Annotated in this window: 14 protein-coding genes; 11 read left to right on the forward strand and 3 right to left on the reverse strand. The window is 59.9% G+C overall.

The window, feature by feature from the left end; all coding sequences use genetic code 11:
* Nucleotides 1-2: 2 nt before the first annotated feature.
* Nucleotides 3-1,298 (forward strand): ATP-binding protein, encoded by a 1,296-nt coding sequence (locus tag JK213_RS04950; RefSeq protein ID WP_322783014.1) that lies wholly within the window; start codon nucleotides 3-5, stop codon nucleotides 1,296-1,298.
* A 31-nt stretch (nucleotides 1,299-1,329) separates the two neighbouring features.
* Nucleotides 1,330-3,438, forward strand: coding sequence for a prolyl oligopeptidase family serine peptidase (locus tag JK213_RS04955; RefSeq protein WP_322783015.1), 2,109 nt, complete (start codon nucleotides 1,330-1,332; stop codon nucleotides 3,436-3,438).
* A 78-nt stretch (nucleotides 3,439-3,516) separates the two neighbouring features.
* Here JK213_RS04955 and JK213_RS04960 read toward each other — a convergent pair whose 3' ends face one another.
* Both JK213_RS04960 and JK213_RS04965 read right to left on the reverse strand, forming a co-directional pair.
* Entirely contained in the window at nucleotides 3,517-4,935 is a 1,419-nt protein-coding gene (locus JK213_RS04960; protein WP_194261255.1) for an amino acid permease, read from the reverse strand.
* A gap of 192 nt (nucleotides 4,936-5,127) precedes the next feature.
* Nucleotides 5,128-6,351 (reverse strand): transglycosylase SLT domain-containing protein, encoded by a 1,224-nt coding sequence (locus JK213_RS04965; RefSeq protein WP_194261256.1) that lies wholly within the window; start codon nucleotides 6,349-6,351, stop codon nucleotides 5,128-5,130.
* 63 nt (nucleotides 6,352-6,414) lie between these two features.
* Between JK213_RS04965 and JK213_RS04970 the strand changes: the two genes are divergently transcribed.
* Genes JK213_RS04970 through JK213_RS04990 form a run of 5 tightly spaced genes read left to right on the forward strand, consistent with a single transcriptional unit; the run spans nucleotide 6,415 to nucleotide 11,767 of the window.
* Nucleotides 6,415-6,888 carry a flagellar basal body-associated FliL family protein gene (locus tag JK213_RS04970; RefSeq protein ID WP_194261257.1) on the forward strand — a complete coding sequence of 158 codons (474 nt, stop codon included), beginning with the start codon at nucleotides 6,415-6,417 and terminating at the stop codon, nucleotides 6,886-6,888.
* Nucleotides 6,885-7,988: a flagellar motor switch protein FliM gene (gene fliM / locus JK213_RS04975; protein ID WP_194261258.1), complete on the forward strand. Its 1,104-nt coding sequence runs from the start codon at nucleotides 6,885-6,887 to the stop codon at nucleotides 7,986-7,988. The genes JK213_RS04970 and fliM overlap by 4 nt, the downstream gene beginning before the upstream one ends.
* 14 nt (nucleotides 7,989-8,002) lie before the next feature.
* The gene (locus JK213_RS04980; RefSeq protein ID WP_194261259.1) at nucleotides 8,003-8,491 is read left to right on the forward strand and encodes a DUF6468 domain-containing protein; all 489 of its coding nucleotides are present in this window, start codon (nucleotides 8,003-8,005) and stop codon (nucleotides 8,489-8,491) included.
* A gap of 7 nt (nucleotides 8,492-8,498) precedes the next feature.
* Nucleotides 8,499-9,221, forward strand: coding sequence for a MotE family protein (locus tag JK213_RS04985; protein WP_194261260.1), 723 nt, complete (start codon nucleotides 8,499-8,501; stop codon nucleotides 9,219-9,221).
* Nucleotides 9,218-11,767: a lipopolysaccharide assembly protein LapB gene (locus tag JK213_RS04990; protein ID WP_194261261.1), complete on the forward strand. Its 2,550-nt coding sequence runs from the start codon at nucleotides 9,218-9,220 to the stop codon at nucleotides 11,765-11,767. The genes JK213_RS04985 and JK213_RS04990 overlap by 4 nt, the downstream gene beginning before the upstream one ends.
* Here the strand turns inward: JK213_RS04990 and JK213_RS04995 are convergent.
* Nucleotides 11,764-12,444: a TetR/AcrR family transcriptional regulator gene (locus JK213_RS04995; RefSeq protein ID WP_228125307.1), complete on the reverse strand. Its 681-nt coding sequence runs from the start codon at nucleotides 12,442-12,444 to the stop codon at nucleotides 11,764-11,766. The two genes, JK213_RS04990 and JK213_RS04995, sit on opposite strands and share 4 nt — an antisense overlap.
* Before the next feature lie 114 nt (nucleotides 12,445-12,558).
* On the opposite strand from JK213_RS04995, the gene JK213_RS05000 reads away from it, so the two are divergent.
* From JK213_RS05000 to JK213_RS05015, 4 genes are read left to right on the forward strand one after another with little or no spacing between them, the layout of a single operon-like run.
* On the forward strand, nucleotides 12,559-13,770 hold the full coding sequence (locus JK213_RS05000) for an efflux RND transporter periplasmic adaptor subunit (protein WP_194261263.1): 1,212 nt from the start codon (nucleotides 12,559-12,561) through the stop codon (nucleotides 13,768-13,770).
* A gap of 6 nt (nucleotides 13,771-13,776) precedes the next feature.
* Complete coding sequence (locus JK213_RS05005) at nucleotides 13,777-16,953, forward strand: efflux RND transporter permease subunit (RefSeq protein ID WP_283091824.1); 3,177 nt, start codon at nucleotides 13,777-13,779, stop codon at nucleotides 16,951-16,953.
* The gene (locus JK213_RS05010; RefSeq protein WP_062108097.1) at nucleotides 16,950-18,416 is read left to right on the forward strand and encodes an efflux transporter outer membrane subunit; all 1,467 of its coding nucleotides are present in this window, start codon (nucleotides 16,950-16,952) and stop codon (nucleotides 18,414-18,416) included. The genes JK213_RS05005 and JK213_RS05010 overlap by 4 nt, the downstream gene beginning before the upstream one ends.
* Before the next feature lie 12 nt (nucleotides 18,417-18,428).
* Entirely contained in the window at nucleotides 18,429-18,776 is a 348-nt protein-coding gene (locus JK213_RS05015; RefSeq protein ID WP_194261264.1) for a hypothetical protein, read from the forward strand.
* Nucleotides 18,777-18,814 lie beyond the last annotated feature (38 nt).

Here is an 18,814-nt window from a genome sequence, read left to right on the forward strand (position 1 = left end):
GAGTGTCGTCGGGAGCACTTTCCGGAGCGCTGCCGGGAGGGGGACTTCCGCCTGTAGCGGACACGCTGCCTTTGCAGGTGGGCATGGTTCTCGTCTGTGTGGCGCTCGCGGGATGGGTGCTGGCGGTCTGGCTCCTGCTGCGGCAGCCGCGCGTTCCGACGTCGCCTCCTGACGATTATCTGAAACCTGTCTCTCCGGCCGATCTGCCGGTCGATCCGTTGCCCGCGTGTGCCGTGGTTCTGGATGGGCTGGGGGCGATCGTGCAGGTCAATGAAGAGGCGGCGTCCCAGTTCGGGGAAACGGTGGGCGCGATCCTGCGTCATCCGGCGGCTCGTTCGGCCCTGTCTGCGGCGCTGCGCGTTCCGGCACCATCCGGGATAGGGGAGAGTAGCAGCCGGAGTGACCTGCCGCCTGTCTGCTCGACGACCTTCACGCTTGATGTCCCGGTTCCGCGAACGCTTCATCTGATGCTGCGCCGTCTGCCGGGCGGCAAGGGGCAGGACAAGCGAGTTCTGGTCGTGCTGAACGATCATAGTGAGGCGCGGGCTGCGGACCGGATGCGGACGGACTTTGTGGCGCATGCCAGCCACGAACTGCGTACGCCGCTGGCGTCGCTGAGCGGATTCATCGACGCATTGCAGGGCGCGGCCGGGGAAAATCCGGTCATGCGACAGCAGTTTCTCGATATCATGCGTCAGCAATCCGAGCGGTTGAAGCGGCTGATCGACCGCCTTCTGTATCTGTCGCGCGTTCAGGCGCACGAGCATCAGCGCCCGCGCGATCTGGTGGATGTGGCGGATCTGATGGCGGTTGTGCTCGGGGAGGTCGCGCCGCGTTTCGAGCGGGAAGGACGCACGCTGACTCTCGAAATCGAAGACGACCTCATGGTGCGGGCCGACGAGGACGAAATGGTCCAGGTGCTGCTCAACCTGATCGAAAATGCCCTGCGCTATGGTGCAAAGGAAGACGAGCCCCTGACCATCACATTGTCGGCCCGGCGTGCTGTCATTCCCGATGATCGGTGGCCTGCGGATGGGGGCGTCATTCTCGGGATCGAGGACAATGGCTGTGGGATGGAGGCCCATCATCTGCCGCGCCTGACCGAGCGTTTTTATCGTGTCGGTGCGCCCACCGATGGAGCCGGGCAGGGGACGGGCCTGGGTCTGTCCATCGTGCGGCATATTCTGGACCGGCATGGTGGGCGTCTGCGGATTGCGAGCGCGCCGGGCAAGGGTACGACCTGTCTGGTCTGGCTGCCCGCTGCGGGGGCGACACTTGCGGTTTCGCTGGTGGAATGACAGTTTCTTTCTGAAACAATCAGAAGGTATTGTGACTGTGACAGTTTTCCGCAGTTTTCGCCGGGCCGGTCTGGCCGCTCTGCTGACGGGCAGCATGTTCACGCCGCTTCATGCGGCGGATGTTCCCGACACTATTCCCGCCTGGCTGAGCGACATCAATGGCGCGCAGGCGATGGCCTGGGTGAAGGATCAGAACGATCGTACCCTGCGCCTTCTGGGGCATGGTCCGCTTTACCAGAGCCTGTATGCGACGTCCCTGAAACTGCTTCAGACGCATGACCGTCTCGCCTCTCCCATCCAGATCGACGGGATGATCTATAATTTCTGGCGGGATGACCGACATCTGCGGGGTGTCCTGCGCCGGACGACGCCGGATTCCTATGCGACCGATCATCCGGAATGGACTGTCGCGCTGGATCTGGATGCGCTGGCGGCGAAGGAAAAGCGTAACTGGGTCTATGGCGGGGTGGACTGCCTGCACAGCCAGCAGAATCTCTGCCTGCTTCATCTTTCCGACGGTGGCGAGGATGCCAAGACCGTGCGGGAATTCGATTTGCGGACTGGAAAATTCGTCGAGGGCGGCTTCAATCTTCCGCATGCCAAGCAGGATTCGAGCTGGCTGGACCGTGACACGCTTCTGGTCAGCTATCCCTGGACGTCTGCAGATGTGACGGAATCGTCCTACCCGTACATCGTGAAGCTTCTCAAGCGCGGCCAGTCTCTCGATCAGGCGCAGACGGTCTTCACCGGCAGCCGGAAGGACGTCGAAGTCGGGCCGGAAGTGCTGCATGACGGCGCAGGACACCAGGTCACGCTGATCCGCGAAGGGCTGGATGCGTTTTCGTCGAAGCTGTTCCTGTATCGGGGCGGTCAGGTGACGCAGGTCGCCATTCCCCTGAAGGCGGATGTTGCCGGGCTGTTCAATGGTCGTCTGGTGGTTCAGCTCAAGGAAGACTGGAAGGTTGGGGCGCAGTCCTTCCCGCAGGGCAGCGTGGTGCTGGTCGATCCGGCTGCGGCAACGGTCGCGCCCCAGCTTCTGGTGGCACCGACGGGTCGTCAGATGATCGAGGGGGCGTCCACGAGTCATGGTCATCTGATCGTCACGCTCTATGACAATGTGCGGGGCAAGATTTCGATCTATACGCCCACAGGCGCGGCCTTCACGCACCGGGATCTGCCTCTGCCGGAGAATATGTCGGTCGATCTGGCCAGCGTCGATGAAGACAGTCCGGTGGCTTATGCGGTTTCGAGCGGTTTCCTGAGCCCGACCACGCTGTGGGAGATCAACAGCGATACGGCATCGGTCCAGAAACTCCATACGCTGCCAGCGCAGTTCGACGCCTCGAAGATGGCAGTGGAGCAGCAGGAGGTTCGCTCGAAAGACGGCACCAGCATCCCGTATTTCATCGTCCATCCCCGGGACATGGCGCTGGATGGAACCAACCCGACACTGCTTTATGCTTATGGCGGGTTTGAAGTGCCGCTTTTCCCGTTCTATTCAGCCGGGATCGGTAATAACTGGCTGGCGCGCGGCGGGGTTTATGTTCTGGCGAATATCCGCGGCGGTGGAGAATTTGGACCGGCCTGGCACGATGCGGGTCTGAAGACCAATCGCCAGCGGATTTATGACGACTTTGCTGCCGTGGCGAAGGACCTGATGGACCGCAAAGTGACGTCGCCGCAGCATCTGGCGATTCAGGGCGGTTCCAATGGCGGTCTGCTGATGGGCGTGGAGTTCACGCAGCATCCGGATTTTTGGAAGGCCGTCGATATTGAAGTGCCGCTGCTGGATATGATGAACTACGAACACATGTCCGCTGGGGCGTCGTGGGTCGGGGAATATGGAACGGTCTCCATCCCCGAACAGAAGGCGTTCCTGCGCGGAATTTCGCCGCTTCAGAACCTCAGGCCCGATGTGAAATATCCCGTACCGTTCATTGAGACGACGACCAAGGATGATCGCGTCGGCCCGGTTCATGCACGGCGTTTCGCCTGGCGGATGAGCGAACTCAAACTGCCCTATTATTACTGGGAGCAGGTTGCGGGTGGTCATGGTTTCGGGGCCAGCCAGAAGGAAATCGCCCAGACGCAGGCACTCAGCTATGCGTATCTGTGGTCCGAACTGGGGCAGGCGAAATAAGGCTTCGCATCATGCGGACATAAAAAAGGGCGCTCAACAGAGCGCCCTTTTTTAATGCCAAAAGCCGGAGGAACGGAATCAGCCGTGGCGGCGGCTGCGATCCAGCAGGCACCAGCCCCCGATCAGCACGGCGCCGATCAGCGGGATGGCGCCGATCGTGATCGTACCGTCCGGGTAGTCGAAGGCCATCATGACCAAGACGAAGCCCAGAAAACCCAGCGTCGCCCATGTCGTATAAGGAGCGCCGGGCATGTTGAAGCCCGTTGGCATGATATCCCCGCGATTGATCGCGGCCCGCAGACGAAGCTGGCACAGTAGGATAAAGCCCCATGTGCTGATGATGCCCAGCGCCGAGAAGTTCAGGACGATTTCAAAGACGCGGGACGGGATGAGGTAGTTCAGTATCACACCCACCAGATATACGGCCAGTGTGGTGAGAATGCCGACATAGGGCACGGAGCTTTTGTTCAGCTTGCTCAGGGCACGGGGGCCGGAGCCACCGAGAGACAGGGCGCGCAGCACCCGTCCCGTGGAGTACAGGCCGGAATTGAGGCTGGAAAGCGCGGCCGTTAGCACCACGATGTTCATGATGGTGCCGATGCCCGGAATGCCAAGCGCCTGAAAGAACGTCACGAACGGGCTGGTGCCAGCATGATATTCGGTCCAGGGCAGCAGGCAGACTAGCAGAATGACCGAGCCGACATAGAACAGGGCAATGCGCCAGATCACACTGTTGACGGCGCGCGGAAGGATTTCACGGGCATCCTCGCATTCGCCTGCGGCGGTGCCCAGCAGTTCGATGCCGGAATAGGCGAACACCACTCCCTGAAGCAGCATGAGGGCCGAAAACAGTCCATGCGGGAAGATACCGCCGTTTTCGGTAATCAGGTGAAAGCCTGTCGTGTGGCCGGCCACAGGCATGCGCGTGCCGAGAATGAGGGCGCCTGCAATCAGGAAAAGCGTTAGTGCTACGACTTTGATGAGGGAGAACCAGAACTCCATCTCGCCGAAGTAGCGCACACCGATCATGTTCATGGTGCCGACGATCGTCAGTGCTACAAGAGCGAAAACCCATTGCGGAATCGGCAGGAAAACCGCCCAGTAATGCATATAGAGGGCAACGGCCGTGATATCGACGATGCCGGTCATCGCCCAGTTCAGGAAGGATAGCCAGCCCGCCATATAGGCCGCGCGCTCACCGAGGAATTCGCGCGCATAGGTCACGAAGCTGCCGCTGGTCGGCCGATACATGACCAGCTCGCCCAGTGCGCGCAGGATCAGGAACGAAAAAACGCCGCAGACTGCGTAGATGATGGCAAGAGAGGGGCCAGCCATCTGAAGGCGTGAGCCTGCTCCAAGGAACAGCCCTGTACCAATGGCACCCCCGATAGCGATCATCTGGACATGACGGCGTCCGAGATCCTTGTGATAGCCTTCCTCGCTGATGGCCCCTGTGTGATGGGTCGGGGTGTGATCGGGAGCCGGGCTTGTCGTCATCTGCGCGTCCTGAGAAGTCGTCTGGAAGGGTGTTCGGTGAAGCTGAAAGGGCGTGACGAGAGGCGGAGGCCGGGTGGGCCTACGCTTCATGCGCGGCAGCTATGTGTCTCATGCATGGAAACATAGGCGAAAGTCGCCACATTGCCAACGCGGATTGATTGTATGGGTGAAACTGGGCTGCTGACTGTGCCTTCAATGCCCCGGCGGAACGGCCATGCAGGCCATTCCCTGTCCGGAAAGAGTTGAGCAGGCTTCGGCGGCTCCAATGCGGCTGATCCCTGTCAGGCGCGCGCGCCAGATAGTGGTGCCATGACTTGGTGTAGGGTGGACTTCGATTCGAGCAGACTGAAGCGGTGTGAAAGCTGCCTGCCGTGCCATGGTCGCGGCGAATTTCGCCTGTCCGATACTGCCAAAGGCCCCTACCTGAACGGCCCAGGACCCATAGCTTCCTGGCCGGTGATAGCCCACGACCACTGTGGTCGATTCCGTAGGTTGAACCGGAAGCGTATGCGGCGTCTGCATGACGGGAGGCGCAGGGAGAGGACGGGACGCGACCGTGGCAGAGGGCGGAGGGAGCTGAGAGGCCCCAACAGGCTGGATGGCACAGGGGACGTTCGGATCGTAGGCGTCGTCCGGATTGCAGGGCACGGCACTGGGAGCGGCGATCGGTTCTGCAATCGGTGTCTGGGCCGCAGCGCTCGTGACATGTCGGCTTGCCCAGACCTGCTCGACACTGCGCGAGGCCGTCATGACAGGCGCAGGAGTGCTCCGGACCGCTGGCAGTCCGGCATAGGAGGCTCCGGACTGGGAGGCGTTCAACTGATCGGCGCTGGCATAGGCGGCCAAGGGGCCTGTCATGGCAATCTGCGTACCCAGATGAGGTGTGATGTTTGCAACGTAATTGACGGTTTCGTTAGGCAACTGGCGTCCCTCGGAAAGGTACTCCTCAAGTCGCTGCGGCCCTGCATTGTAGGCCGCAAGAAAGGCCGGGGCTCCGTATTTTCGGGCGAGAATGCTGATATAGCCGGTGCCGGCCATGATGTTGTCATGGGGTTCGTAAGGGTCCGACCTCAAACCATAGCGCGAGCGCATGTCGGCGTAGGTCTGAGGCATGAGCTGCATCAGTCCCATGGCCCCGGAATGGGAGGTGATGGGCCGTCCGTCCAGAAACTGGTGGCCTCCCGATTCCTGATGGATGACGGCCCGGATCCAGTCCTGCGGAATCGAGAAGCGGCTGGCGGCCTGTAGGATGTAAGGCCGCCAGGGATCTCCGGCCGGTCCCGGTGCGCGGTAGGCCCCGCTTGAAGAATAATAGCGGTTATAAGGAGAACGCTGGGACGCGCAGCCTGCAAGGGCCGTGAGGCTCAGGATCATGGTTCCCGTCTGAAGGAAGACTTGCCTTTTCCTGAGCATCATAAACCCACTGTTAATCTTTTACGCAGATGATGAGCACTGTCCGAAAGAGAAGGCAGGCAAACGGTGACGACGGAGACTCCGGAAAACGAAACCCCGGTCAAGAAGGGGGGTAAGCGCAAGATCATCATCCTTGCAGTGCTCGCATGCCTGCTTCTGACGGGTGGTGGAGCCTTTGCATGGAAGCATTTTCATCACGCGGCAACCCCGGCCGCCAAGACTGCTGCCCAGCCTGTGAAATGGACGACCATTACCATCCCGACCATTCTCTCCAATCTCGACTCCGGATCTGATCGGACACGATATGTCCGGATCGGCGCGCGGCTGGAGGTTGAAGACGGGAAGAATGCCGAAAATGTCGCCGCCCTGATGCCTCAGATTCAGGATGCTTTCCAGACCTGCCTGCATGGGATGCAGCCCTCGGAGCTTTCCGGAAGCGGCATTTACCGCCTGCGGGAAACTATGCTGGCCCAGATCACCAATATCGTGGCGCCTCTTCGGGTCAGAGATCTCTTTTTCGTAGAGGTGCTGGTTCAGTGAACGACGACCGACAGGCGGACACCACGTTTGCAGATCAGGATGCCGGGATACCCGCTGCGGCTTTCCCGCTTGCCGGAAACGGATTTTCTGCTTTTGAACAAGGCAACGATCAGGTTCTCAGCCAAGCCGAAATCGACAGCTTTTTTGACAAGGATTCGGCAGTCAGCGGCCCTTCGCACAGCAGCGGAATCGAACGTGTTGTCAGTACGTCTGGCATATCGTCCGAGCGCCTGCCCATGCTCGAAGTTGTTTTTGACCGTTTCACGCGGATCCTGACCACCAGCCTGCGGAATTTCACAAGCGACAATGTTGAAGCGTCCATGGACCGGCTGGGTTCCCAACGTTTTGGAGACTATCTCGAAAATGTTCCGGGGCAGGCCATGTTCGCAGTCTTCAAGGCAGAAGAATGGGACAACTACGGTATCATCGTACTGAGCTCTTCTCTGATCTACAGCATTGTCGATGCACTGCTCGGCGGCCATGTCCGAAACGATGGTCCGGCGATCGCCCGACAGACGGGCCGACATCACACAGCCATTGAACGCGCCCTGATCGAGCCTATGGTCAGAATTATTCTTGATGATCTGGAAACAAGTTTCAGCCCGCTCTGTGCGGTCAATTTTCATTTCGAGCGTCTCGAAATGAACTCACGTTTCGCAATGATCTGCCGGGCCGGGAACGGTGTGATTACCGCACGGTTCGGCATTGATATGGAAGGGCGCGGCGGGGACGTGGACGTTGTTCTGCCGCACGCCACACTCGAGCCGGTTCGGGACATTCTGCTTCAGCAGTTCATGGGGGAGAAATTCGGCCATGACGGGATGTGGGAGAGCCATCTGGCGCAGGAGCTCTGGCAAACGGATCTGACCCTTGATGCCGTTCTGGAGGAGCAAACCGTGGGTCTGAAAGAAATCATGAAGCTCGCCCCGGGAGATCAACTGGTTCTCCGCCGAAAACCTGACGCTCCCGTCACTCTGCGGTGTGGCGAACATGTTCTTTTTAAGGGGCGTGTCGGGCGAAAGCAGGGACAGGTGGCTGTCAAGATTGAAGAAGTCCTTAACCAGAAACCCGGTACTGATCGTGCCGCATCCTATAGCTGATCGGAGCATATTTCATGGACAGATTTCAGCTTGGGATCGAAATTGCCCTTTCAGTGCTGCTTCTGGTGACTATTTTTTACAGCCTTTATCTGGGGCGGGCCCTGTCCGTGCTGCGGCGTGACCGGGGCCAGCTCGACGCCCTGATTTCCAGCCTTCAGTCCAGCAGTGCTCAGGCTCAGTCCGGCATTGATCATCTGCGCCAGACCACGGAACTCGTAGGTCGTGCTCTGGGCAAGACGGTTGAGTCCGGCAAGAGCCTGAAACGGGACCTGGCTATGCTCTGTGACCGCTCGGAAACTCTTGCCCAGCAGTTGGAATCCCTGCTGCCCGCCGGGCGTGTCGCAGCTAAAGCCGCGCCTCGTGTTGAAGAAATGCCTGAGGAAACGTCGTTTCGTTCAGCGCTCCGTCTGAAGCCGGAGGAGGTGCGGACGATGAAGCCCAGTGGCAGCAAGAGTGCGGCCGAGCGTGAGCTTCTGCGCGCTCTGCGTCAGAAGCAGGGATAACCAGGGCATGTTTTTCCGTATTCTGCATCTCGCCTGCGGCCTGATGATTGTTCTTCTCGGGGTTAAGGTTTACGCGATTGCGGGCGATCTGATGGGCGATACAGACACCCCGTCGTCCGCCCTGGCCACTGTCGCCATGGCTCAACCTCAACCTGTTGTGCCTGTAGGGACGCCTCCTCAGGTTCAGCCTCCCAAGCCTGCTGAAACCGTTCCTTCTGCCACTGTGGCTTCTCCGAAAACCGATGATCTGTGTGCCAAAGGGGGATGCAAGGGGCCTGCACCCGCAGATGTGCCTTCTTTGGTCCAGCCAGCTGATCCTGCTCTTGCTGAGCAACTTGCTTCACGGGAGAAAGAACTGGATCGCAGGGATGCGGCTCTGAATGACCGTCAACGTCTTGTTGATGCTGCTGAGGAAGAACTCCAGCGCCGCATGACTGCGCTGGAAAATTCCCGAACTGCGCTTGAAAGCAGCGAGCAACATACGGACCAGTTGCGGAACGATGACGCGGATCGGCTCGTCAAAATCTATCAGACGATGAGGCCGGAAGATGCTGCTGCGATCTTCAACATTCTTGATTTACGCGTTGGTGTGGCGCTCCTCAACAGGATGAACCCTCGCAAGGCTTCAGCCATCATGGAAGCAATGTCGCCTCAGCGCGCCATTCTGGCGACGCAGCTCTTGGCAAATTCCCACGCACGACCTGTCTCCCGGATGGGTGGCAACGGATGAAAAGGGCGATCTTGGCCGCAGTTCTGGGTTTTTCTTCCTTTGGAGGAGAAGTCGCCGCGCAGACCAGAACGTCCAGTGTAAAATCCGGACCAGAGAAAGGCCATGTCAGTCCTGCAACAGATGAGAAGCTGTTGCCTGCTGGATGGTCGTTTCTGAACGATCCTGCACCGCTTTTCCCGCACCCGGAAAAAGCGATGCAGGAGAAACGGATTTCGGCCGATTCTGCTCCGCTATCCGAACCTCGGCCTCAAGTTGTGAATGCGCCTCCCGTAGCGTCCATGCAGATTCCCGACGCGACCGGGCTCTGGCTGCCGCTTGGAGAACTGACGCCTGTCGCAGCCTTTCGGAACGGCCAGAATATCGTCCTTGTGGCGGCCGGACGGCATGCTCTTGATACGGCAGGCCTGTCTGGCGTCGGGCCTTTCACGTCCGTCTCCAGCAGACTTCTCCCTGATGTAACGGTTATCACCATCGGAGTGTCTGATGATCGTGATCCGGTTTTGCGTCCTGTGGGGGCGGGGTGGACGGTTTCGATCGCTTCTGACGTAAAGCCTCAGGCTGATATGCTGCTGGGGCAGGACGGAAACGCATTGACGTTCACATCGCCTGTTCAGGATGGGTTGCCACAGGTCGTGGCACTGGATGATCCGGCTTCGGGTCGGAGGCTGCTGCTGGGAATGACGCGATCGGGACGTATCGAACAGCCCATGCGCCGTCAGGGAAGCGGCTTTGCAGTTCGAAGCAGTCTGATGGGTGTGGTGGTTGCGGCTGATTCTGACGAGATCGAATTGCGTCAGGCGGCAGGAAAGCTGGTTCTGGATACGATGGGGCCGGGCAGTTTTCCTTTGATGGCGTCCAACCGGCTTCAACCCTATGGCTCCTCCCTGAGTGGCGTCAGTCTGGGATCCGGAGCACCAGAAGAACTGCGCGAGGCGCTTAGAAGGAGTGTGAATGCTGCCGCTCTGGCTTCGTCGGCTGACCGGTTTGAGGCTCGTATGCGGGTTGCTCAGGCGGCAGCGCGCGCGGGGAATGGACCGCTTCTGGGTGAAGTCATGCAGGTGGCATTACAGGACTGGCCTGAAGGCGCGGAAAAACCTGAGGCGCGCCGGTTGCAACAGATTTCGGCCGTGCTTAACCAGCGCGAAGTTTCATCCTATCTGACTGAAGATGGAGGGAGTACTCCTGAGGATCAGCTCTGGCGCGGGATGATGCGCATGCTTATGCCGCCTACCAGTCGGGCTGGGCAGACTGCATCAGGGACGCTGGAAAGCGACCATAGCCATACGGCAGACCTGATTGCGACTGGCTTGCCTGTTCTTCAGGCATATGCGGCCCCTTTGCGAGACCGTCTCATGCCGTCTGCCGCCCAGTGGGTGGCGCGATATGGCAATGAAAACGCGACGAAAATTCTTGAGCAGTTTCCAGATGATCCGCAGGTGGCTCTCGCGAAAGCGCTTCTGGCGGCTCGCCGGAATGCACCGGATGCAGAAGAGAGGCTGAAGGCGCTGTCACATGAAACGTCGCCGCTGGTCTGGCCGGTGGCGCGAGAAGCGCTGCTTCGACAGGCATTAGACAGAAAAACCCTGCCGTCGCAGGCTGTGGCCGATCAGGTTGATGGCATTCTGCCGGCACTTCGGATCGCGGGTCGGGAAAAGAATGCCCGGCTTTTGCAGATTGAGGCTCTGATGAACGGTGGCAATCTCGCAGGTGCTGCGGCAGCGATTCAGGAATGGGACCGCCTCTATCCTGACGATATGGCTGAAGTGGAGCTCCAGAAGACGGATATCATCCGCCGTATGGCGCAGGCTGCCCCTTCAGGCGGGAGGCAGAATATGGATGAAGTCGTTTTTCTGAAGGATGCGCTGAACGGAGCTTCAGAGAACGTTCCCTTACTGCGGGATATTCTCGATGGTTTGGCGCGTCGTTATGAGGCCATGGGGCTGCCGGATCAGGAACGGGATGCTCTGAGGAAGCTTGCGGATCTCCAAAGTGGGGCGCAGGGCATGGCCGTCCGGATCCGGCTAGCCAAGCTGGAGCTGGATATGGGAGATGCCAAGGCAGCGCGGCAGGATCTCTCGGCGTTTGCCGAAGGCTCTCCTGATGCGGCGCTGGCTCTGCCGGGAGGGAGCAGCAGTCAGTCCGTGGAGGTTGCGCTTTTGCGTGCGCAGATTGCGCTGGCCGATCATCGTTCGGATGAAGCAGCGGGCGAGCTTGCCACCATTCGGGATCCGCGGGCCTGGACGCTGCGGGCCCAGATGGCTGAAAAAGCGGGGGAGTGGCCCCGGGCGGTGGAGGCCCTGACGCCTATGCTGGACGCGCTGCCGGGAGCTGGCGAGGCGGCGAAGGTGCCGCTTTCTCCTGACCAGCAGGCTCTCATTCTTCGGATTGGCGGCGATGCGTCCAGAGCGCAGGATCAGCAGACGCTCAGAAATCTTCAGACCCGGTTTGGTCCGTCGATGAAAGGGACAGCCTCTGAAGGTGTTTTCAGTCTGTTGACGGGGAGCAAGGATGGCGCCGCGCCGCCACCCGTCTCGGCTGGTGGTTAATGCCCTTTCGAGGGAGGGCTGACAGGACGATGTCCTTCGAGAAAAACTCTGATGCCGTAAGCCATGAATTCCTCGAGCTTTTCTTTTGAACGGCTTGGTTTGCAATGTGTGAGGCGTCCCAGTGTCGGGCCGCCGAGTGTCATGCCGAAAAGGAGGTCCGAGGCTTCCGTGATGTCGGGAATGTCCAGTCTGCCTGCTTCGGACTGAATGGTCATCCAGTTCTGAATGGGAAGAACGCGCCCCGAGAGCTGAAACAGATCTGCGACCAGTTGCCGGACAGCGGGATTACGGCTCGTTTCCGTAATGACGGAGCGCAGCAGGCTCAGACGCTCATCACAGAACATGCAGGCAGCAATACTGGTCATGAGGCCCAGAAGCTGTTTTTCCATGGAGTCCGTTGGAACGGGTGTGTAGTTTATGGGAGCGAACAGCCGCTCGAGGATCAGCGTTTCGAACAGGACCTGTTTGGAGTCGAAAAACTGGTAGAGAGTTTTTTTGGACATTCCCGAGCAGGACGCGATGCTGTCCATCGACGTGGCGTGATAGCCATGGGTGATCAGGACCGAACTGGCGGCGTCGAGAATCCGGTTGCGTCTTTCCGCTTCGTCGAGCTGCGCTGGGCGGCCACAGCAGGACTGTTTCCGGTCTTCGGACTGGCTGCTCGACTGACTGGGCAAGATGAACTCCGATATTATTTCACAGACCGAATTGACGTCTGTCAAAGAAACCCGCTAGTTTCCGTCCTCGCGGGAAACTAGCGGGTTTCTGTATCACAGGATAGCGGCCGTATCATGCCTTCTTTTCAGAAAATGTCTTTGAATTGTTCTGCTGCCCTGTCTCCGGTCGGTTCGTGGGGTGGGAGGGGCAGTTTTCTGGTGCCGCTTCTGGCGCTCCCGCTGCTGGTGGCAGGGTGTCAGAAAAAAACGCCTCCTCCCCAGATGCCGCCCCAGCCTGTCGATGTGGTCACGCTCAAGACCCAGCCGGTTACGCTTGAGACGTCCCTGCCGGGACGGACGGATGCTTACGAACAGGCGCAGATCCGTCCGCAGGTGAATGGTGTCATTGTCTCGCGTGATTTCGAGCAGGGTGCGGACGTCAAGGCCGGGCAGCAGCTTTTCCAGATCTATATCGCGCCGTATCAGGCCGCTTACGATCAGGCAAAGGCGCAGCTGCTGAACGCACAGGCCGTGTCGGCGCGGGCAGACGGGCAGCTCAAGCGCTATCGTCCGCTGGTGGCGGCTCATGCCGTGAGTTCGCAGGACTATGATAATACGCTGGCAACGGCGCGTGAGGCCGAAGCACAGGTGGCACAGGCGAAAGCAGCGCTGGAAGCAGCAGCCGTCAACCTGAATTACACCCATGTTCGTGCGCCCATCAGTGGGCGTATTGGTCGTACGCTTTATACGGCGGGTGCGCTTCTGACGGCCGGGCAGACCCAGCCGGTTGCGGTTGTGACACGGCTCGATCCGATTTACGTGGACGTCAATCTGGCCGCCACCGACATGTTGCGCCTGAAGCGTGAACTGGCGGATGGGCAGCTGGAGCGGAATGGCACGGATGCGGCGGTCGGTCTGCGGCTGGAAGACAACACCGAATATCCAGTGCGTGGAAAGCTCCAGCTTTCCGAAGTCACGGTGGATCCGGCGACTGGAACGCTCGTCATGCGTGCCGTTTTCCCGAACCCCGATCATCTGCTTCTGCCGGGCATGTTCGTGAATGCCCATATTCAGGAAGGCATTGATCCGCACGGTATGCTGGTGCCGCAGGTTGCGGTGGCACGGGATGCCAAGGGCAATCCTTATGTCATGGTCGTGGACGGCGAGAACAAGGTCAGCCAGCGTTCCATTCAGGTCCTGCGGACGGTCGGCGAGTCCTGGCTCGTTTCGGACGGTCTGAAGGCAGGCGAGAAGGTGATTGTGAGCGGCCTGCAGAAAGTGCAGCCGGGTGCAAAGGTGGCACCGCATGAAGCGCCTTCTGCACCGCCTGCGGGAAAGGCGGAGTAACCCCGCATGTCATTGTCCCGCTTCTTCATTGACCGGCCCATCTTTGCGTGGGTAATCGGTCTGATCATCATGCTCGTCGGTGGTGTCGCGATCACGCGCATGCCGATTGCGCAGTATCCGAACATTGCCCCCCCCCAGATTGCCATTTCGGTCATGTATCCGGGTGCATCTGCCGAGACGGTGAACAACACGGTTGTCCGCCCGATCCTTCAGCAGATGTATGGTCTGGATCATCTCGAATACCTGTCGGCCTCGTCTTATGCGAGCGGACAGATGGAGATTGACCTGACGTTCGAGCAGGGGACGAACCCTGACATCGCGCAGGTTCAGGTCCAGAACAAGCTTCAGCTGGCCCAGCCGCGTCTGCCGGCGGAAGTGACGGCACAGGGTCTGAGCATCACGAAGGCGACCAAGAACTTCATGATGGTCGTGGCCTTCATTTCCGAAGATGGCAGCATGTCCGGGCAGGACATCTCGGATTATGTCGCGTCCAATATTTCCGATCCGCTGTCGCGTGTTTCGGGGGTGGGCGATCATACGCTGTTTGGTTCCGAATATGCGATGCGCGTCTGGCTGGACCCGTCGAAGCTCTACAATTTCGGCCTGACGGTCGGCGATGTCCAGTCCGCCATTCAGGCGCAGAACATCCAGGTTTCTTCGGGTGAACTTGGCGGTCTTCCGGCCAAGAAGGGCATCGGATTCGATGCCACGATCATTGGTCCGACCCGTCTGAGCACGCCTGACCAATTCAAGGAAATCCTGCTCAAGGTGCAGCAGGATGGCAGTCAGGTGCGTCTGAAGGACGTGGCGCGGGTCGAGCTTGGGGCGCAGAGCTATGCTCTGGGATCGTCTTACAACAACCATCCGGCCGCCGCGATGGCACTCAAGCTTGCGCCAGGGGCGAACCAGCTCAAGACTGAGGCTGCCGTTCGGGCACGTCTGGGTGAACTGAGCCGTTATTTCCCGCAGGGTCTGAAGCTCGTCTATCCGCTGGATACCGAGCCGTTCATCACGCTCTCTATCCATGAAGTGGTCGAGACGCTGATCGAGGCGATTGTCCTCGTGTTCATCGTGATGCTGATCTTCCTGCAGAACTTCCGCGCCACGCTGATCCCGACGATTGCCGTGCCGGTCGTTCTTCTGGGAACGTTCGGGCTGATGTCCATCGTGGGCTACAGCATCAACACGCTGACCATGCTGGCCATGGTGCTGGCGGTCGGTCTGCTGGTCGATGACGCGATCGTGGTGGTCGAGAACGTCGAACGTGTGATGACGGACAAGGGGCTGTCACCGAAGGAAGCGGCCCGTGTCTCCATGGACGAGATTTCGGGCGCGCTTGTGGGCATCGTGCTGGTGCTGACGGCGGTGTTCCTTCCGATGGCGGCCTTTGGCGGTTCCACGGGTGTGATCTATCGTCAGTTCTCCATCACGATCGTCGCGGCCATGTGGCTGTCGGTTCTGGTGGCAATGGTCATGACGCCGGCCCTCTGTGCGTCCATGCTCAAGCCGACCCACAAAGGGCATGATCGTGGGCCCGCAGCCTGGTTCAACCGGACGTTCGATCGCATGACGAACGGTTATATCGGCGGCGTGAAATGGCTGATCCGCGTGCCGGTGGTCAGTATGATCGGGTTCGTTCTTCTGACGGCGCTCGTCGGGTTCCTGTTCATGCGCGTGCCGGGCGGGTTCCTGCCGGACGAGGATCAGGGAATCATCTTCGGGCAGGTCACAATGCGCAACGGGGCGACCGAAGCACAGACGGCGGCCGTCAACCGCAAGATTACCGACTACGTTCTCAAGACCTACGGTCCGTATGTTGAATCCGTCTTCACCATGACGGGCTTCAGCTTCGCGGGGCAGGGGCAGAGTGCGGGTGCGTTCTTCATCCGTATGAAACCCTGGGACCAGCGTCCGGGCACTGCGCACACCACCATGACCGTGTCGCGCGAGATCATGATGCATTTCTGGATGGATCCGGAAGCGCAGATCTTTGCCGTCAATCCGCCTGCTGTGATGGAACTGGGCAATGCGACCGGTTTTGATCTGGAGCTGGAAGACACCGGGCATCTGGGTCATGAAGCGCTGCTGGCCGCGCGAAACCAGATCCTGAGCGAAGCAGCGAAAAATCCGCTTCTGATGGCTGTTCGCCCGCTGGGTATGGAGGATGCGCCGCAGTTCAAGCTTGATATCGACCGTGAGCGCGCCAACGCTTTCGGCCTGACGAATGCGGATATCAACACGACGATTGAAGGGGCGTTTGGCTCCATCTACGTCAACCAGTTCATGCGCAATGACCGCGTCAAGCAGGTCTATATTCAGGGCGAGCCCTGGGCGCGCATGACGCCGGAGGATCTGAACCGCTGGTATGTCCGCAATGCGACGGGAACGATGGTGCCGTTCAATGCCTTTGCTTCGGGGGTCTGGGTTAACGGTCCGCAGAAGGTCGAGGACTATAACGGTCTGAACTCCTACGAAATCCAGGGACAGCCGGCCGTGGGCGCAAGCTCGGGTCAGGCGATGACGGAAATGGAGAAACTTCTGGCCAAACTGCCGCGCGGCATCGGTTATGAGTGGACGGGTCTGTCGTTCGAGCAGCTTGCTTCGGGTGGATCGACCGGGCCGCTTTATGCTCTGGCCGTTGTGGTCATCATGTTCTGTCTGGCGGCGCTTTATGAGAGCTGGGCCATTCCGTTCGCGGTGCTGCTCGTGCTTCCGCTCGGCGTGCTGGGTGCCATTGCGGCAACGCTGGGACGCGGGTTGGCCAACGACGTCTATTTCCAGGTCGGGCTGCTCACGACGGTGGGTCTGTCGGTGAAGAACGCGATCCTGATTGTGGAATTCGCCAAAGCCTTCTTTGAAAGTGGCGAAAGTCTGGAAGATTCGGTTTTGGAAGCCGGACGCGAGCGTCTGCGTCCGATCCTCATGACGTCCATCGCCTTTGTCTGCGGTGTGTTTCCGCTGGCGATCGCGACCGGGGCCGGATCGGCGGCGCGTGTGGCGATCGGCACCTGTGTCGTGGGTGGCATGCTCTCGGCAACGCTGCTGGCGGTCTATTTCGTCCCGGTCTTCTTCGTGGTGGTGCTGCGTCTGTTCCGGGTCAGCCGGATCAAGGACCGGAAAGACCCGTACGCCCATCTGGACAACAAGGCGGCACCTGTCGCCGAAGGGGAGCACGGCGCATGAAGGCCCGTCTCGGACTGACTTCCGGATTTGCCGGGATGCTGATGCTCTCGGCCTGTAACATGGCGCCGGTTTACCACCGGCCCACGCAGGCCATCCAGAACAGTTATCCCGCGGATACGGCATCGAAGAACACACCTGCGGCTCAGGCTGCCTCCAATCTCGGGTGGGAGGATTTCTTCACCGACCCGCGGTTGAAGGCGCTCGTGGCGCTGGCGTTGAAAAACAACCGTGACATCGCAGCGCAGCTTGATGCTGTGGGCGTTGCGCGCGGCCAGTACGAGATCCAGAATGCCTCGCTGTTTCCGATCATCTCGGCCGGCGGGCAGGGGATGTTCATGGCGCCATCTGACACGGCAGGTTTCTCGTTTGCGCCTGGCGTTGGCGAGCATATCTCGACCCTGCGTCTGTATCAGACGTCGATCGGGTTCTCGTCTTATGAAATCGATCTTTGGGGTCGCATCCGCAACCTGACGCGTCAGCAGAAGGAAACGGTGCTGAACAACGTCGAGAACGCGCGGAACGTTCTCATCACGACGGTCTCGCAGATCGGGACGACCTACATCCAGTGGTTGGCTGATCGCGAGCAGCTTCGGGTAACGCGTGCCACGCTGGCGTCCGAGCGCGATACGCTGCGGCTGACACAGCTTTCCTATGACAATGGCGAAACGGATGCGCTGACGCTGGCGCAGGTCAAGACACAGGTCGAGCAGGCTTCCGCCTACGAGGCGCAATATACGCGCGCTCTGGCGGATGACGAGCATGCGCTTCAGCTTCTCGTCGGCTCGCCGCTGCCCTCGACCTTGCCGGAACCGGCGCCTTTCGGATCGCAGACCATGATCACGGATCTGCCGGAGGGCCTGCCTTCGGATCTGCTGGAGCAGCGGCCGGACGTCCGTGCGGCAGAGCATACCCTGCTGGGGGCCAATGCCAATGTGGGTGCAGCGCGCGCGGCGTTCTTCCCCCGCTTTACGCTGACGGCTTCGGAAGGCACCAGTTCGCTTCAGTTCCGCAAGCTGTTCACGCCGGGTGCCGAAACCTGGAGCATCTCCCCGTCCATCAGCATTCCGCTGCTGACATGGGGGCAGAGCGAAGGGAACCTGATGATGGCCAAGGCGCAGTCCCGTCAGAATGCAGCGCAGTATGAAAAAACCGTACAGTCGGCGTTCCGGGAAGTTTCGGATGCGTTGACGGCACGGGAAACCTATACGACCCAGCAGCGCCACATGGACGAGCTGGTGGCGCAGTCGCAGCAGGCATTCGATCTGGCCAACATGCGCTACAAGGCCGGTATCGACAGCTATCTGACCACCCTGACGCAGCAGCGCACCCTTTATCAGGCGCAGCAGAACGACATCATGGTCAAGGCCGCGCGGTTCCAGAATATTGTGACATTGTATCGCGCGCTCGGTGGTGGGTGGAGCCAGAAGACGGTTTCGCCTAAGGTGCCCGCACAAACGCACTGACCGGAGAGCATCATGCGCAGGTTGATTGTCCCAGTACTGGCCGTTCTTGCCGTGTCAGGCGTGGCCCTTGGTACGGCCGTGGCGCAGGATGCGGATGACGGTCCTAAAAAGCCGAGCATGCACGACCTGTATCACAACTCGTCGCTGCCCAAGAGCCATGCCGATTTCAGCCGGTATCGGTATCGCCCGCCGGGGGACAAGGTGATCGAGCAGCCGGATGCCTTCCGGCTGCTGTTCCAGACGAAGGACGGTCAGCCGGACGGTTATGCCGAACGGCGGGGAACGTCGGTCTTTTATTACGACCGCTACGGCAAGCTGCGTCAGATCCAGCCTCTGCCGGAGGATGAACCGGTCGACTGAATGCTGTCTTGATAAGAGCCGCTCTGAAAATTCAGGGC

It is taken from the genome of Gluconobacter sp. Dm-44, assembly GCF_018256175.1.
Taxonomy (GTDB): domain Bacteria; phylum Pseudomonadota; class Alphaproteobacteria; order Acetobacterales; family Acetobacteraceae; genus Gluconobacter; species Gluconobacter cadivus.

What these genes read in the sequence shown, in the direction of transcription:
- JK213_RS05000 (WP_194261263.1), top strand. Translation starts at nt 12,559, where the DNA reads ATGCCTTCTTTTCAGAAAATGTCTTTGAATTGTTCTGCTGCCCTGTCT.
- JK213_RS04985 (WP_194261260.1), top strand. Translation starts at nt 8,499, where the DNA reads ATGTTTTTCCGTATTCTGCATCTCGCCTGCGGCCTGATGATTGTTCTT.
- JK213_RS04980 (WP_194261259.1), top strand. Translation starts at nt 8,003, where the DNA reads ATGGACAGATTTCAGCTTGGGATCGAAATTGCCCTTTCAGTGCTGCTT.
- JK213_RS05010 (WP_062108097.1), top strand. Translation starts at nt 16,950, where the DNA reads ATGAAGGCCCGTCTCGGACTGACTTCCGGATTTGCCGGGATGCTGATG.
- JK213_RS05005 (WP_283091824.1), top strand. Translation starts at nt 13,777, where the DNA reads ATGTCATTGTCCCGCTTCTTCATTGACCGGCCCATCTTTGCGTGGGTA.
- JK213_RS04965 (WP_194261256.1), bottom strand. Translation starts at nt 6,351, where the DNA reads ATGATGCTCAGGAAAAGGCAAGTCTTCCTTCAGACGGGAACCATGATC.
- JK213_RS05015 (WP_194261264.1), top strand. Translation starts at nt 18,429, where the DNA reads ATGCGCAGGTTGATTGTCCCAGTACTGGCCGTTCTTGCCGTGTCAGGC.
- JK213_RS04960 (WP_194261255.1), bottom strand. Translation starts at nt 4,935, where the DNA reads ATGACGACAAGCCCGGCTCCCGATCACACCCCGACCCATCACACAGGG.
- JK213_RS04990 (WP_194261261.1), top strand. Translation starts at nt 9,218, where the DNA reads ATGAAAAGGGCGATCTTGGCCGCAGTTCTGGGTTTTTCTTCCTTTGGA.